A 15,622-nucleotide genomic window follows, 5' to 3' on the forward strand; every position below is an offset into this window, starting at 1 on the left:
CTTACCTGGTCGGGTGGGCGCCGCCGTTGACACCGAAGGTCTGCCCGGTGATGTGCCGGGCGCCGGCGGAAGCGAGGAAGTACACCGTTTCGGCGATGTCGGCGGGAATCCCGGCGCGGCCGGTGCTGGTCGCGTCGATCAGCTGCTCGGCCCGCTCGGCGGGGAGCTTGTCCCGGAAGAACTCGGTCTCGCGGATGTAGCCCGGCGAAACCACGTTCGCGGTGATCTTGCGGGCCCCGAGCTGCTTGGCCAGGTCGACGTTCCACGACGCGAGTCCCGCCTTGGCCGCGCCGTACGATCCGGCGCCCTGGTCCGCGGCGATGGATCCGATGTGGATCACCGATCCGCCTTCGGCCAGCTTGTCCTGGGCAGCGGTGGTGGTCAGCACCGCGCTGATCAGGTTGGCGTCCAGGTTGGCCCGCCAGTGCGCGAGGACCCCGGCGAGCCCGTCCTGCTCGGGGAGGTCGAAGTCGGTGTTGCCGCCCGCGTTGTTGACCAGTACGTCGATCGGCCCGTCCAGCGAGTCCAGCGCGGCGGTCACCTGTTCGGGATCGGTGGCGTCGCAGACGAGCGGCCGGACCGACGAGCCGAGGTCGGCCGCCGCCGAGACCAGTACGTCCTTGCGGCGGCCGGTGATGTGTACGACGGCGTCGGACGCCGCGAATCTCGCCGCCACGGCCCTGCCGATGCCGGTGCCCCCGCCGGTGACCAGGATCGTCCGGGTCATCTAGCCTCCTTCGTGTTCGCCGGTCCTAACTCACGTTTAGGCCTAAATGATAGGCTGTGCGTCGTGCAGCCGACAACCGCGGTGGAGGTCTGGGATGAGTGCAACGTCCGAAAAGGACCCCACGCCGGACGCCGCGGACGAGATCGAGGCGGCATGGCAGCGCGAACGGCCCGGCACGTCGACCGAGTCCATCGGCATCGTGACCCGGGTGTGGCAGCTGGCGAAGCTGTTCGGTGAGGACCGGCGCCGCGTCCTGCTGGATTCCGACGTCGATTCGGCCACGCTGGACCTGCTCAGCATGCTCCGGCGCAGCTCACCGCCGTACTCGCTGACGACCAGGGAACTGGCGAGGCTGACCCTGGTCACCGCGGGGGCGATCTCGCAGCGGGTGGCCCGCGCGGAACGCGAGGGGCTGGTCGAGCGGCACACCGAACCGCGCGGCCGCAGCGTGTACGTGACCCTGACCCCGGCCGGGCACGCCCTGGTGGAGCAGACGGTCGATCGCGTGCTGGAGCGGGAACTCGAACTGATCTCCGGGCTGAGCGACGAGCAGCGCGCCCAGCTCTCCTCACTGCTACGGGTGCTCCTCGGCGAGGTCCAGGGCCGCTGCAACGATCACGGTGTTTCGCATGTCGGTGATGTCGGTTCGGTGCTCTGACCCTCGAACCGGTGGCGGTCGTTTCCTAGGTACATGAAGGCCCCCTTCCTGTACCTAGGCGCAAGGAAGGGGGCCTTCATGTACTCGGGAAGGTGTGAAGGTCGAGTTTTCTCCGCTGAGCCGAGGGAAGGAGGCCTTCACGGACGGCGCTCAGCCGCGAACGACCCTCCCCACCGGACGCGGATCAGAGCGACCGGGTGAAATGCCGGACGACCCGCTGCGCCTGATCCGGGTTCAGCCGGGGGTCGCAGGCCGACTCGTACCTGTCCAGGTCGAGGGCGCCGGACAGTTCCGCCACCGTGTCCACGCATTCGGTCACCGGGTCGGGGCTCACCTCGAGGTGGAGTCCGCCCGGGTGGACGCGGTGCTCCCGCAGGATCCGGCAGAACCGGGTGATCTCGGCCTGGATCTCGGTCACCACCCGGGTCTTCTGGCCCGCCGTGGTCTTCTTGGTGTTGCCGTGCATGGGATCGCACAGCCAGGTCACCTGCCCGGCACGCGTGCCGAGCGCCGCCACCAGCGCGGGCAGCCGGTCCGCGATCTTCTCCGCGCCCATGCGGATGATGAGGCTCAGCCTGCCCCGGCGATGTCCGGTGGCCAGCCGGTCGACGATGGCGATGAGCTCTTCCGGCGTCGCGTTCGGGCCGATCTTCACGCCGACGGGATTGGTGATCCGTTCGGCGAACGCGAGATGCGCGTGGTCGAGCTGCCGGGTGCGCTCACCGATCCACACCATGTGGGCCGAAGACGCGTAGTCGCCGCCTCGGGCCGGATCCGGGCGGAGCAGCGCGTGTTCGAAGTCCAGTAGGAGGGCTTCGTGGCTGATGTAGGTCGGCGCCAGCAACGAACCGATCCCGCTGCCACCCTCGAGAAGCAGCAGTTGCCGCATGAACAACGCGTCCAGGCCGCTCGCCGCGAGATCGTAGGCGGTCAGCATCCGCGCCGGATCGGCCCGCCTGGCCGCGGCCGTGGGGGTCACGCCGTTCACCGCGTCGCCGCGGTAGACCGGGATTTCCGTGCCGTCCGGCAGGACTTCCGTCGCGCAGGAACGGGGTTTGGCGAACTGCCCGGCGAACCGGCCGATGCGGACGGTCGGAACCCCGGCGGTTTCGGCGGTTTCACAGAGATGGTGCAACTGGGAGGCCTTGGCCTGGACCCGGTGCCGCGCCGAATCGGAGAACAGTTCCGCGCAGTCGCCTGCCTGGATCACCACGGCTTCCCCGCGGGCGACGAACTCGAGTTCACCCGCCAGGGCGTAACAGGAATGCGCGTCGACGAGCGGAGGTCTGGTGCGCAAGGCGTTCCGCACGGCGGCGAGCTCCTCCGGAGCGGACCAGTCGGGTTGGTGGGCGGCGGCGATTTCCAGCATTGTCCGGGGGATCATCGCGGTCTCCAGGTGGGGTGGTGGTGATCACGCGGGGCGAAGCTCCGGCGGTTTCAGCCGGAGCTGTACCCGCCGGGCCAGGTCGATCAACCGTTCTTCACTGCCGGGCGGCCCGACGATCTGCACCCCGAGCGGCGCGCGGTTCACCCGGCTGAGCCGGGCGGGCACGGCGATGGCGGGCAGTCCGGCGAAACTGGCGATCGGGGTGTACCCGATGCGCCGGTCGTAGTCGGCTTCTCCCGGGGCCGGGATGGTGGTGGCGGCCGGGCTTCCGGTCCGCAGATCGGGCGGGGGAGAGGGATCCAGCGGCAGCAGCCAGGCGTGCATGTCGTCCCCGAAGCGGGTGACGTTCGCCTGACGGCACGCGTGCATCGCGTCGAGGATCTCCGTGTACTCGGCGTCGGTCACCCGTGCGCCGACCTCCAGCGCCTGTTCGGTGCTCCGGTGCACCGGCACGGTGATCCAGTGTCGCCACTGCCGGTAGCCGTCCCACGCCTGCCGGGCGCAGAGCTGCCAGGCGTCGCCGCGGCGTCGCCAGAGATCGTCCCCCACCCGGAGGTCGGTCAGCTCGTGGCCGTCGTCGGACAGCGCTGCACTGACCAAGTCCAGCGTCTCCAGCATCTCGGGATCGCACGAGCCGTCCCGGACGTCGGCGGGCACGCCGATGCGGTACCGGGCGGGAACCGGTTGCCCGGCTTGGCCGAGCAGGGCGCGCAGCCCGAGGCGCCGCCACAGGAACGCGAGGTCCTCGGCCGTGCGCGCCACCCAGCCGACCGCGTCCATCGGTGGTGACAAAGGGAAAATGCCGTGCAGCAGCCCGGGATCGTGCGTCATCCGCAAGCCGACGGTGCCGCAGTGCCCGGCGGGCCAGCGCACCGAACCGAGGACGTCCGTGCCCATCGCGAGATCGCAGAGACCGGCCGCGACGGAGACCCCCGAACCCGTGCTCGAGCCGGCGGGGTCGATGTGCGGGAAGTAAGGGTTCACGCAGCCCGAGCCGACGCCGATGTTCAGCTCCGTGCTCACGACCTTGCCGATCACCTGCTCCTCGGCGCCGTCGAGCCGGGAAAGCGCCCTCGCCGACGCCACCGGATGGTGCCGGTAGTGCCGCAGGCCCAAGGAAGTCGGCAGACCGGCGACGTCGATGGTGTCCTTGACGCCGATCCGGATCAGCGGTGTACCTGATCGCGGGCCGCGCCGTGAGGTGACCGCGCGGTAGCGGGCGTCGGCCACGGAATGCCAGGTTTCGTTCTGCTCCGCCCATTTCCGGTCGTCCCACTCGCCCCGGTCGTGCAGGTCGCATCGTTCGGCGAGCGGGAGTTCGAGCAGATCGGGCAGCTCCGGGCGATCGTCCGGATAGGCGATTCCCGCGTTTTCGGCGTAGCTGCCCAGCGACGTGGCGGGATCGGACGGGCGCGGACGGGGGGCCGCGGCCATCAGCTCGCTCCTTCCAGCGCCGGCCTGGATTCCTGCTGGGTGAGCGCGTACAGGGCGGTGACCGCGATCTTCCCGGTCGCGGTCCGGGGGATGCGCCGGACCTGGTGCACCGCTCGCGGCGGGGTGACGTCGTGCATGACCTTCCGCAACCGGGCGGAGATCTCCCGGTGGGAGAGGTCCTGATCGAAGCTGTAGAACAGTTCGTAGTGCTCGGCGCGGACGGGATCGTGCACGGGCAGGCAGGCCACGTCCAGACCGTCGGCCGAGTTCCGCAGCGCGGTCGCGAGTTCCTCCAGGTTGATGCGCTCGCCGTTCACCTTGATCAGCGCGGAAGCCCGCCCGTGGAACTCGAAGGACCGGTCGTCGCGGTGGATCACGTCGGGCAGCTGCCACGTGTCCGGCCGGGTCGCCATGTCGCTGCGGCGGGCCAGCCGCGGGCTGCGGATGTTGAGCCACTGTCCCGGACCCGCGCTCGGATCGGCGAACTCGACGTCGGGCAGGAGCCGCCACCGTCCCGTCCCGGTGCCCGGCGGTGTGATCTCCCGGTGCGCGATCCCACCGGTTTCGGTGGACCCGAACAGTTCGAACGCACGGAAACCGGTGCCGGACAACGCGGCGAGCACCTCACCGGTGGCCTGCACCGTCGGCCCGGTGCCGTGCAGGGCGACCGCCGAGGGGAGTGCCTTGAGCCTGCCGAGCAGATGACGCAGCACCAGCCAGCTCGACGGCAGGCAGACGAACAGTGTCCGTTTCTCCTCCACCTCGGGCGGCAAACCGGTGGGCGCGTGGGTGAGGTGATGCACGGGAACGCCGCGAAGCTCCGGCAGGACCTGGGCGAACAACCGGCCGAACAGGTGCTCCACCGGCGCGAAGCTGACGATCTGCTCGATCTCGCCGACGAGTTCGTCCGCGATCAGCCCGGCCTCGGCCCGGAGCTGGTCCGGGGTGCGCAGCCAAACGGCGGGTGAACCCGTGTGCCCGGACGTGCGGAACTCGATTTCCGGTGCCGTCATCGAGACCCTCCGAAAACGGCCCGGTCTTCCAGCTGGGAGTGGACGAATTCGGCGATGCGGTCCAATTGCGCGAAGGTGTAGCGGACGTCGTGCTCGACGAAGTCGACCTCGATGCCGAACTCCTTTTCCATCGCGGTCACGCATTCCATCGCGCCGAGACTGTCGTAGCGGTCGCCGAGTGTTTCCGGGAGCGGCGTGTCGGCGGGAAGGTCGTCGATCTCCGGGCCGAACAAGCCGGCCAGCACGGTCCGGGTCCGGCGCTGGAGCGAGTCGAGGGTGGGGACGGAGGATAAGGTCATCGGTTTCCCCTCAGTGTGGCGTCCGCGCGACGAAGTCGTCCCTGGGCGCCGAAGTACACGGATTCCTTGGGTGTCGGCCGGAATTCCAGATAGAGGAACGGAGTTCCGGCGGTCATTCCGAGCGAGTCGGCGAGCACGGTGGCGAGTTCTTCGTAGAAGGCTTCGTCCCGTCCGACGGACACACAGCAGACGACGCTGGCGTGGTGCAACCCTTCGTCTTCGTGTGGCAGGGCTTCGACCGGGAGGCCGCCGACGAACACCGTGCCCTCCTCGGTCCGTTCGAACCGCACGACCACATGCTTGCGGTCGCTGTCGTGGTCGCCGAACCACCGGGTCAGCCGGACGGCGATGGCCCGTCGTTCGGTAGTGGACAGCGCGGTCGTGCGAATGGTGATGGTGGGCATGATTTCCCCAGGATGGAAGGGTTTTCCTTCAGGACAGGGTGAGCGCGGGCAGGTCCGCGCGGCGTCCCTCGATCCGTTCGCGGAGCAGTGAGCCGAGGCAGTCGGCCAGCGCGCCGCCGCCGGTCGGCGCGAGCGGGGTCCACCCGATGCCCTCCGGCCGGACGAGCCGGTCGAGGAAGACGGTCAGCCGGGCGAAATCCACGAAGATGCCCTGCCGGTCCGCGGTCACCACGGCTTCGTAGGTGCTCAGCAGGTCCGGCATGCGCGAACCGACGTTGGCGAACCCTCCACTGGACACCCGGTGGCGTTCGAGCAGGGCGGCCAGCTCGCCGGCCGTGGCCTGGCCCAGCTCTTCCCGGATCCGCAACGCCTGCAGCCCGGCCCTGAGCGTGGGAGGCGCCCCCGGGACGTGCCGATGGCCCTGTTCGTCACGGCAGCCCAGGACGAACTCCGCCAGGCGCGTGGTGTCCAGCACCTCGGAGACCGGAATCCCGAGCAGTCGCAACGCTTCCACCGCCGCCGCGGTGGAGACCAGATCCGATCCCCGGCCTTCCCAGTAGCCGAAGCCACCGTCCGGGTTCTGCAGATCCGCCAGCCAGTCCGCGATTCCGGCCGGCGCGGTGGGGTCGGCGTCGGCCGCCCCCGCGGCGAGCGCCCACAGGGTGCACCGCACTTCGCTGCCCCGGGCGGGCATGTACATGACCCCGCCCTCGTTCGGCAGACGGCATCCGGCGAGCCAGGTGCGCCACTGCTCCTGCCGCGGGTCGTCGGCCGCCGTCGTCAAAGCGGTCGCCGCGGTGCTCAGCGCGTCCCCGGCCTGATCGGGTTCGCGGTAGGTGAAACCGCCGGCGGGGCAGGAGAGCTCGTGCAGCCTGCGCAGCACGGGCCCGGCGTGCGGGCCGGTGTCCGCGCCCAGCGACCGCACCGAGCCGATCGCGCAGAACGAAGCCCAGACGTCGGCCACGTCGTAACCGGCCCAGCGGACGAACGCGCCGTCGGCCGTCCGGCGGTCCAGTACCCAATCGAGGCAGGACTGTTTCTCCGCGGGGACCGCGCCCAGCGCATCCAGCGCGGCCGTCGCCCGATAGGTGGCCCACAGACACGGGATGTCCGCCGACGGACCGAACCGGAAACCGCCTTCGGCCTGTTGCTGATCCCGCAGCCAGCGCACGAGCGCGGGACCGTCCCAGGGAAGCGCCAGCTCCGGGTCCACGGTTCGCAGCGCCCGCCAGGACATCACCCCGTAGAAGCAGGCGCGGACGTCGGAATCGGCGGCACCGGCGTGCTCCGGCGACCAGCCGAGGCCACCGTCCGGCGCCTGCAAGGCGCGAAGCCAGCTCACCAGCCGATCGAGGTCCGGCGGGGCGTCCCCGCACAGTTCGACCACGCTGCGCACCGAGAAGTGCGTGGCCCAGACGTCGGGCGCCTGGCCGGGCAGCATCGCGTACGCGTCACCTGACCAGGTCTCGCGCAGCCAGCCCCGCGTCGCGTCGAGCTCGGGGATCTCGGCGCCGAGTTCGGCCATCGCCTGGGTGCAGTAGAACGTCGCCCACGCGTCGGAGGCCATGCCCTTGCTCCAGGCGTACCCGCCATCGGTGTTGCGCCGGCTGCTCAGGTAGCCGATCGTGGCCGCGCGACCGGGCAGATCGCCGGTCCGGTCCAGCCATGCGGCCGCGCGAACCGCGGCGTAGGTGCACCACAGGTCGGCTTCACCGGTGGTGACGGCGACCCCCTTCGGCGCGTGGGGAGCGAGGCGCGCGGTCATCCGCGCGCTCCCACTACCCGGAAGTTGGAACGCTTCCAGCTCTTCTGGGACGCGCCGCTCTTGGTGCTCGCGGGCAGCTGGTTGACGAAGAGCACCTCGTCCCATTCCAGGCCGAGCACCTCCCGGGACGAATGCTGGAGGCGGTCGGCCATCGTGGCTTCCCCCGCCCGGTCCCAGTGCACGTCCCGTTCCAGGATCAAGCGGGCGAACGCGCCGGGGGCGTCGGTCTCCATCAGATAGCCGGTCGCCTCGGTCTCGCCGTAGACCACCTCTTCGACCGCGCGCACGGTGAGCTTCGCACCGCGCACGGCCACGGCGTCGGAACCGCGTCCGACCACTTCGATCACCGGGGCGCGGTCACCGCAGTCGCACTGGGCGCCCAAGCGCACGTCGTCTCCGGTGTCCAGGCGCAGCACGCACCGGGCATGCAGGTTGAGCGGGGTGACCACGAGCCGTCCGGCGCCGGATTCCGGCAGCGGGCGGACCGTTCCGTCGTCGTCGGCGAGTTCGAAGTAGTTGGTGGCGGTCAGCAGGTGCAGGCGGTCCCTGGCGCAGCCGGCGGCCAGGGTGCCGGTCTCCGTGCTGCCGTAACTCGCGTCCAGCGCGGAGGCGTCCCACCACCGGCCGAGGCGGGCCCGGAACGGCGCGGTGCTGACTTCGCCGAGCAGCATCATCCGATTCACGTCGGCGCTCAGTTCCGCCAATAGCCCGCGTTGTTTGACCAGTCTGCTGAACTGCAATGCCACTCCGGGCGCGGCGAAAACGGTGGTCGGCCGGAAGGAGCGGCACAAGCCGATCAGCCGGTCCCAGTCGGAGATCCCGGTGGCGAACGGATAGGCCCGTGTGTGGGGGCGCCCGAGGTACTCGCAGACACCGACGATAAGGTCCGCCACGGGAACGATGTCCGACGGCAGCATAATCAATACGCGTTCATTATCCGGCAACAGATCGCGCCAGGCTTCGGCCACCGAAACGGTGTTCCAGATTATGTCCTCCGCCAGCCGGGGAGTCGGCGTCGGCAGTCCGGTTGTCCCGGTCGTTTCATAATATTTTGCCGCCGCGTCGATAGGCGCTGCCAGGAATTCATAAGGGGTTTTCTTGAGGCGATGCTTACTGGTGGTGCCGAGCTTCTCGAATCGGGCAAAGGAGTACTCCGGGAGGCCGGCGTAGGCCTCGGTCCGTCCGGCCCGCTGCCATGTCTCGGATAGTTTTCGCAGGTAGAAGCCTTTGTCGGGCAGGCTTCGCTGCTGGTCGCGGATCTCGTCGCCTGCGTGCTGCACCAGGCGCAACCGATCGCTGCTGTTGATGATCAAGGACAATTCCTCCCCAGGAAATGAACTCAGTCGATGATCCCCTTGTGTCCCCATGGCGATTAGAACGCCGACGAAGTTTAGCACTAAACGCCAACTTCACGCAAGTTGTCCGGCGAGACAAAGCGACCTTTGTCTCCATCGCCGGTGACGTCACTCTGGTGGCGGTACGGGCCCTGTTGGGCGCTGAGTACAGTCCTCGACCAGATGAATTACCGGCAGTTGTCGTCGTGCGTTCGTCTGCACTATATCGCCGACATGGTCGGTCAAACACCCTCTTTCGTCCACCCCGTCGCGCCGAGCCAATAGCACGTGTCGCCAGGGTGAACGACTCGTCGTGGCAGCGTACGAGGGAATCGAGCAGACCCAGCATGCCTCTAAGACAGGGAGCGTCATGTGCGGAATCGCCGGCTGGATCGATCTCAGCCGTCCCAACGAGTGGAAAGAAGCGGATCTCGAACGCATGACCCGCACGCTGGCCCGCCGCGGGCCGGACGACGAACGGCTGTGGTCGGACCGGTATGTGGGACTCGGTCACCGCAGGCTGGCCATCCTCGACGTGCGCCGCGGTGTGCAGCCGATGGTCGCGGGTGCGCCCGAGGATCCGCACGCCGTGCTCTGCTACAGCGGCGAGGTCTACAACTTCCGTGAGCTGAGGGCGGAACTGGCCTCACGTGGCCACGTCTTCCGCACCCACGGCGACACCGAGGTGGTGCTCAACGCCTATCTGGAATGGGGCGAGAGTTTCGTCGAACGCCTCAACGGGATGTTCGCCTTCGCGCTGTGGGATCCGCGCGTGCGGAGGCTGCTCCTGGTCCGCGACCGGCTGGGCGTCAAACCCCTCTACTACGCCCGGTCCGGCGACGCCGTGTTGTTCGGGTCCGAACCGAAGGCGGTGCTCGCCCATCCGGAGTTCACCGCCCGGCTCGATCACCAGGGGCTCGCCGATCTGCTGGGCCTGGTCAAGACCCCCGGCGTGACCCCGTTCCACGACCTCTACGAGGTGCCGCCGGGGCACGTCCTCACCGTCGACGGCAACGGCAGCAGGCTGTCCCGGTACTGGAAACTGCCGACCGCTCCGCACGAGCAGGACATCCCGGACACGGCCGCCCACGTCCGCGAGCTGCTCGTCGACATCGTGCGCAGGCAGTTGATCACCGACGTTCCGCTGTGCACCCTCCTCTCCGGTGGCCTGGATTCGAGCGCGCTGACCGCCATCGCCACGGCCGTCCTCGACGAGGCGGGCGAAGGACCGGTCCGGTCGTTCTCGGTCGACTTCGTCGACAGCGCCGAACACTTCCGCGCCAGTGCCTTCCGGCCAGAACGGGACAATCCGTACGCCCTCCAGGTCGCCGAACATCTCGGGGCGGCACATCGGACCATCGAGCTGCCGGACGAAGCCCTCACCCAGGACGGGAACCGGGACGCGGTACTCGGTGCGCACGACCTCCCGCTCACCTTCGGCGACGTCGACACCTCGCTGTACCTGCTCTTCTCGGCCATCCGCGAGCAGTCGACCGTCGCGCTGTCCGGTGAGTCCGCGGACGAGGTGTTCGGCGGCTACAACTGGTTCCACGATCCCGAGGTCGTCGCCACGGCGGACTTTCCCTGGCTCAGCACCATGCAGTTCGTCCCCGAACACATGCTGACCACGGAGTTCCGCGAGCACACGCGGTTCGGCGAGTACCGGGCCGACCGCTACCGGCAGGCGATCGGCGAGGTCGAGTACCTGCCGGGAGAAGACGCCGAAGACCGGCGAATGCGCGAATTCGGTCATCTGCACCTCACGCGCTGGTTGCCGGTGCTGCTGGATCGCAAGGACCGGCTCAGCATGGCCGCCGGACTCGAAGTGCGGGTGCCCTTCTGCGATCACCGCCTGGTCGAGTACGTGCACAACATCCCGTGGAAGATCAAGACCTACGACGGCAGGGAAAAGAGCGTGCTCCGCGGCGCGGCGGCCGGTCTGCTGCCCGATTCGGTCCTCAGCAGGAAAAAGAGCCCATATCCGACCACCGCCGACACCCGGTACGAACAGGATCTGCGACGGCGCGTCGGCGCCCTCCTCGCGGAGAACCGTTCGCCGGCGCTGGACATCGTCGACGCGGGCGCGCTGCGCGAGTTGCTGAGCAGGCCGGAGGGCTACTTCGACACCCAGCTCCGGCGCAACCCGCTGGAGACCGTGCTGAGCCTCGCCCAGTGGTACCGGGAGCTGTGGAACTCGTGACCAGACCGTCGGGAGGAAAGATGGAAAACCTGTGGCTCGCCGACGTCCTCGCGAGACCCGCCCCGGAATCGGTGCGGTTCCTCAGCCGGGCCGACGTCGTCGAGTGCCTGGCGGGGATCGACGTCGTGGCCGCGGTCAAGGACGCGCTGGTGAGTCATCACTTCGGCCGGACGATCCTGCCGAGCGAGGCGTACCTGTCCTGGACCAACCGGCACGGCGCCTACAGCCGCTCGATCGGCATGCCGGGCGCGGTGCTCGAGAACGGCGCCGAGGGCGCCTACGGCATGAAGATCATCAACGCCAGCGTGTCGAATCCGGAGTTCGGCCTGGAAAGGGCCGGTGGGCTCGGACTCTGCTTCGACCCGCGGACCGCAAGGGTCACCGCGGTGATGGAGGTCGGTGTGCTCAGCGCCGTGCGGACGGCCGCCGTCACCGCGATCGCCGTCGAAGCCGCCGGGTACCGGGCGACGCGCTCGCTGGCCGTCGTCGGGTGCGGGACTCAGGCGCGGGTGCATCTCGCCCTGCTCCTCACGCGATGCCCGGAGCTGAGCCGGATCACCCTGTGCGACGTGCGGGGGCCGGTGGCGGAAAGTCTCGCCGCCGAACTCGCCGCACGGCATCCGGGAGTCTCGTTCTCCGTCGCGGCCACACCGGCCGAGGCGATGGCCGACGCGGAAACGGCGTTGTTCCTGACCACCGTCGCCGAGGGGTACGTCCAGCCGGAGTGGGTGCGGCCCGGGTCGCTCCTGGTCAACGTCTCGCTCGGCGATCTGACCGACGAGGTCCTGACCGGCGCCTCCGCCTTGTTCGTGGACGACGTCCAGCTGATCGTCGAAAACCCCCGGCGTCCCTTGGGCCGTCTGGTCAACGAAGGGCGAATCGCGGCGAAGGTGCGGGAAGACCGGCCATCGATCACCGCGACGCTCGGCGAACTGCTCGCCGGCGACACCGTCGCGGAGCGGCCGGACACCGGCTACGTCGTCGTGAACCCGTTCGGGCTCGGCATTCTCGATGTGGCGCTGTTCGGCGCGGTCCTGCGCCGGGCGAGCGGCGCGGACATCGGGCAGGCGCTGGAGCTCGTGTGATCCGGAAGTTCCACCGCCATCGATTCAGGGAGTTCAGGTGCGGTTGCCCAACCATCGCGGTCCGGTGAGCGAAATCCTCGTCCGGGTCTTCCAGCGTCCTCCGGAGGACGGCGACGAATCAATCCTGGGAGCCATTTCGGCGACCTATGTGGACGCCATTTCCGACGAGGACCTGCAGCTGAGTTTGTTCTTGTGCTATGGCCCCCAGTACTGCCTTTTCGGCGAAGCGGCGCAGACCTGGGAATGGGATACCTCGCTGGTCGAGTTACGCAAGCGGCTCGAAGCCCGCTTCGCCCGTGAACTACGGGAAACCGCCGGACCGCTTCCGGTGGTGGACGTGGACAAGCTCCCCGGGTTCCTGATGGAACTCGGGAAACCGAGCCCTGGGCGGTCTCTTTCGCGGTATCTCAAGCAGGACGCCACGATGGAGCAGTTCCAGGAGTTCCTCATGCACCGGTCCGTCTACAGCCTCATGGAGGCGGACCACCACAGCCTCGTCATCCCGCGGGTGCGCGGTGGCGGTAAACCCGCTCTGGTGGAAATCCAGGCCGACGAGTACGGCGGCGGAATTCCGGGTCGCCTGCATTCCCAGTTGTTCGAGCTGACCCTCGCCGAGCTCGGCATGCACACCGAATTCGGCGCGTATTTCGAGGACGTTCCGGCTTGTTCGCTCGCGAACGTCAACGTGATATCCTATTTCGGAACCTATGGTCGTCACCGTGGAGCGCTGCTCGGAAACCTCGCGATGACGGAAATCGGCTCCCACTACGTGAATCGCAATTTCCGGAACGGTCTGCAGCGGTTGAACGGGTCGGACGACTCGTGGTTGTTCTTCCAGGAGCACATCGTGGCCGACGCCGTCCATGAGCAGCTCGCCGCCTACGACATGTGCGGCAAGTTCGTGCGGGGCAACCCACGTGAACTGTCCGACCTGGTCTTCGGCGCCGTCGTGACGGCCGAACTGGGCGCACGGGCCAACGAGTACCTGCTGTCCTCCTGGGAACGGGGGGAGTCCTCTCTCCGTGTCGTGGCATCGGCGGCGGGCTGATGGACGCCCGGGAACCGGACCGGAACGGGGCCGCGGTGCAGAAGTCCGCTCCGGCCACGGTCGTGGTGTGCGAGGACGGGCCGGTCATCATCCGCGGTGACTACGACCTGCGCAGTCAGACCGACGAGCCGATAGATCCGCAGCGGAAGACCATCGCGCTCTGCCGTTGCGGGCGTTCACTGCAGAAGCCGTTCTGCGACGGCAGCCATATCTGGGCTAGGGGCGTGACCCATGGAGATCGGTCGAACCGGACGTGACCAGTGAGCTGGTACAAGGGGGAGGGGAAGACGTTGCCGAGTGAACTGCACGGCCCGGTGCCGGGGCGGACCCCGATGCTGAACGCCGTGACGAGATATCGCGGTAGAACGACGAATCTCTGGCTGAAACTGGAACAGGAGAACCCGTTCGGGTCCATCAAGGACAGAGTGGCGTACTCCCTGCTCTCCTCGATCTTCGAGTCGGGGATGCTCTGCGGCGGGATCATCGAGTCGACGTCCGGGAATCTCGGTGTCGCGTTGGCGAGGTACTCCCAGATCTGCGGGGTGGAGTTCACCGCGGTCGTCGACCCGCGGACGTCGCGCAAGCTCGTGCGGCAGATGCGGAGCGCGGACGCGAAGATCGTGGAAGTGACGAATCCCGACGAGACGGGCGGCTACCTGCTTTCCCGGCTGGCCTACATCCGTGACCGGATGGCGGTCGAAGACCTGCTCGTGTGGCCGAACCAGTACGAGAACCCGGCCAATCCCCGCGCGCATTCCGAGGGGACCGCTCCGGAGATCGCTTCCGCGGTCCCGCACGGAGAACTCGACGTCTTCCTCGGCGTGTCGACCGGGGGGACCGTGCGCGGGTTCACCGACTACGTCAAGCACAACAGCTTGCCCTGGCGTTGCGTCGCGGTGGACGAGGTGGGCTCGGTGGCGCTCGGCGGCCCGCCGGCGTCCCGCAGCCTCAACGGGATCGGCGCGAGCCGCACGTCGTCCTTCGTCGACGGGCGGGATTGCCTGAACGTGAAGGTGACCGCGGCCGAGGCGGTGGCCGCGTGCGACTGGGTCGCGAACGAACTGGGCGTCCGGGTCGGCGGCAGTTCGGGCGCCGCGGTCGCCGGTGCCCTGCGGTGGATCGGCGAGGGTCTCGGCGCCGAGCACGTGGTCGTCGTCTGTCCCGACGGCGGCGATCGTTACGAGGACACGATCTATTCGCCGGGCTGGCGCCGTGCGAAGGAACTCACGTCGAGGGCGGAGTGGGAGTTCCCCGAGGTGCGCTCGACGCGGGTCGTTGACAATTCACTGGTCTTGATCTGACGGGGGTGCACAGCATGGTCGGTTTTCTTTCACTCGATGACGTCGACACCGAGGACCTGCACGGAATCGTCGAGCGCTCCGCCGGCGTGCTCGACCGGCCGGAACCGTTGGCACAACGGCTTTCCGGCAAGGTTCTCGGCATCTACTTCGCCAAGACCTCGACGCGCACGCGGACAGCGTTCACCTCGGCCGCGTTACGGCTCGGGGCCTCGGTCATACCGTATGGCCCGAACGATCTCCAGCTCAACACCGGCGAGTCCCTGCACGACACCGGCCGGATGTTCGGCGCGATGCTCGACGGTCTGGTGATGCGCACCGCGGGCCCGCTGGAGGACATGCGACTGGTGGCCCACAGCAGCGGTTTGCCGGTCGTGAACGCGATGGCGGCGCAGGAACATCCGACTCAAGGCGTCTGCGACGCGGCGTCGATGCTTCGGCACTTCGGCCAGGTGGACGGCCTGTCGGTGCTGTATGTCGGCGAAGGGAACAACACGGCCGTGGCGCTGGGAAAGATCCTGAGCACCTATCACGGTGTCACAGTGGTTTTCGCCACGCCAAAGGGCTACGGGCTCGACGCCGCGCTGCTCGGTTCGTTGCAGGAAAAGGGCGCGGACTCGGGATCCCGTTTCCACGAGACCCACGACCTCGACGCCGTCGACATCACCGCCGACGTCGTCTACACGACTAGGTGGCAGACCACGGGGACGGCCAAGCCGAGCGCGGACTGGCGGGAGGACTTCCGTCCGTTCCACGTGGACGACGAAGTCATGGCCCGGTGGCCGAACGCGGTGTTCATGCACGACCTGCCCGCGCACCGCGGTGACGAGGTGAAGGGATCGGTGCTCGACGGGGACCGATCGATCGCCTGGGAACAGGCGCGGATGAAGTACGGCAGCGCGGTCGCGATCCTGCAGTGGATCTACCGCGACGCTCGATGAACGGCTCGTGAGTGAACAACGCGGGGGGA

15 protein-coding genes are annotated in these 15,622 nt (G+C 68.5%); 7 read left to right on the top strand and 8 right to left on the bottom strand.

The window, feature by feature from the left end; genetic code table 11:
- Position 1: 1 nt before the first annotated feature.
- On the bottom strand, positions 2 to 727 hold the full coding sequence (locus AMK34_RS00970; RefSeq protein ID WP_073842329.1) for an SDR family NAD(P)-dependent oxidoreductase: 726 nt from the start codon (positions 725 to 727) through the stop codon (positions 2 to 4).
- Positions 728 to 821: 94 nt separating this feature from the next.
- On the opposite strand from AMK34_RS00970, the gene AMK34_RS00975 reads away from it, so the two are divergent.
- On the top strand, positions 822 to 1,385 hold the full coding sequence (locus tag AMK34_RS00975) for a MarR family winged helix-turn-helix transcriptional regulator (RefSeq protein ID WP_038514956.1): 564 nt from the start codon (positions 822 to 824) through the stop codon (positions 1,383 to 1,385).
- Between the two features lie 184 nt (positions 1,386 to 1,569).
- Here the strand turns inward: AMK34_RS00975 and AMK34_RS00980 are convergent, their stop codons facing one another.
- Genes AMK34_RS00980 through AMK34_RS01010 form a run of 7 tightly spaced genes read right to left on the bottom strand, consistent with a single transcriptional unit; the run spans position 1,570 to position 9,000 of the window.
- Complete coding sequence (locus AMK34_RS00980; protein ID WP_073842330.1) at positions 1,570 to 2,769, bottom strand: 3-deoxy-7-phosphoheptulonate synthase; 1,200 nt, start codon at positions 2,767 to 2,769, stop codon at positions 1,570 to 1,572.
- Between the two features lie 27 nt (positions 2,770 to 2,796).
- Positions 2,797 to 4,206 (bottom strand): amidase family protein, encoded by a 1,410-nt coding sequence (locus AMK34_RS00985; RefSeq protein WP_073842331.1) that lies wholly within the window; start codon positions 4,204 to 4,206, stop codon positions 2,797 to 2,799.
- Positions 4,206 to 5,219 carry a class I adenylate-forming enzyme family protein gene (locus AMK34_RS00990; RefSeq protein WP_073842332.1) on the bottom strand — a complete coding sequence of 338 codons (1,014 nt, stop codon included), beginning with the start codon at positions 5,217 to 5,219 and terminating at the stop codon, positions 4,206 to 4,208. Before AMK34_RS00990 ends, AMK34_RS00985 begins: the two co-directional genes overlap by 1 nt.
- On the bottom strand, positions 5,216 to 5,518 hold the full coding sequence (locus tag AMK34_RS00995; protein ID WP_038514950.1) for an acyl carrier protein: 303 nt from the start codon (positions 5,516 to 5,518) through the stop codon (positions 5,216 to 5,218). The genes AMK34_RS00990 and AMK34_RS00995 overlap by 4 nt, the downstream gene beginning before the upstream one ends.
- A complete protein-coding gene (locus AMK34_RS01000) occupies positions 5,515 to 5,922 on the bottom strand; it encodes a hypothetical protein (protein WP_038514948.1) in 408 nt (135 codons plus the stop codon). Before AMK34_RS01000 ends, AMK34_RS00995 begins: the two co-directional genes overlap by 4 nt.
- 28 nt (positions 5,923 to 5,950) lie before the next feature.
- Entirely contained in the window at positions 5,951 to 7,687 is a 1,737-nt protein-coding gene (locus AMK34_RS01005; protein ID WP_073842333.1) for a prenyltransferase/squalene oxidase repeat-containing protein, read from the bottom strand.
- On the bottom strand, positions 7,684 to 9,000 hold the full coding sequence (locus AMK34_RS01010) for an AMP-binding protein (RefSeq protein WP_083649702.1): 1,317 nt from the start codon (positions 8,998 to 9,000) through the stop codon (positions 7,684 to 7,686). Before AMK34_RS01010 ends, AMK34_RS01005 begins: the two co-directional genes overlap by 4 nt.
- 391 nt (positions 9,001 to 9,391) lie before the next feature.
- Between AMK34_RS01010 and asnB the strand changes: the two genes are divergently transcribed.
- The 6 genes from asnB to AMK34_RS01040 are packed head-to-tail and all read left to right on the top strand — an operon-like array spanning position 9,392 to position 15,593.
- Positions 9,392 to 11,221, top strand: a complete 1,830-nt coding sequence (asnB, locus tag AMK34_RS01015; RefSeq protein ID WP_073842335.1) for an asparagine synthase (glutamine-hydrolyzing) — start codon at positions 9,392 to 9,394, stop codon at positions 11,219 to 11,221.
- 20 nt (positions 11,222 to 11,241) lie between these two features.
- Positions 11,242 to 12,306, top strand: a complete 1,065-nt coding sequence (locus AMK34_RS01020) for an ornithine cyclodeaminase family protein (RefSeq protein ID WP_073842336.1) — start codon at positions 11,242 to 11,244, stop codon at positions 12,304 to 12,306.
- Positions 12,307 to 12,343: 37 nt separating this feature from the next.
- A complete protein-coding gene (locus AMK34_RS01025) occupies positions 12,344 to 13,354 on the top strand; it encodes an iron-containing redox enzyme family protein (protein ID WP_073842337.1) in 1,011 nt (336 codons plus the stop codon).
- Positions 13,354 to 13,611: a CDGSH iron-sulfur domain-containing protein gene (locus tag AMK34_RS01030; protein WP_073842338.1), complete on the top strand. Its 258-nt coding sequence runs from the start codon at positions 13,354 to 13,356 to the stop codon at positions 13,609 to 13,611. Before AMK34_RS01025 ends, AMK34_RS01030 begins: the two co-directional genes overlap by 1 nt.
- A 3-nt stretch (positions 13,612 to 13,614) precedes the next feature.
- Entirely contained in the window at positions 13,615 to 14,655 is a 1,041-nt protein-coding gene (locus AMK34_RS01035; protein ID WP_073842339.1) for a pyridoxal-phosphate dependent enzyme, read from the top strand.
- Between the two features lie 14 nt (positions 14,656 to 14,669).
- The gene (locus tag AMK34_RS01040) at positions 14,670 to 15,593 is read left to right on the top strand and encodes an ornithine carbamoyltransferase (protein WP_073842340.1); all 924 of its coding nucleotides are present in this window, start codon (positions 14,670 to 14,672) and stop codon (positions 15,591 to 15,593) included.
- Positions 15,594 to 15,622: the final 29 nt, after the last annotated feature.

Origin of the sequence: Amycolatopsis sp. CB00013, assembly GCF_001905755.1 — a bacterium.
GTDB classification, from domain to species: Bacteria; Actinomycetota; Actinomycetes; order Mycobacteriales; family Pseudonocardiaceae; genus Amycolatopsis; species Amycolatopsis japonica.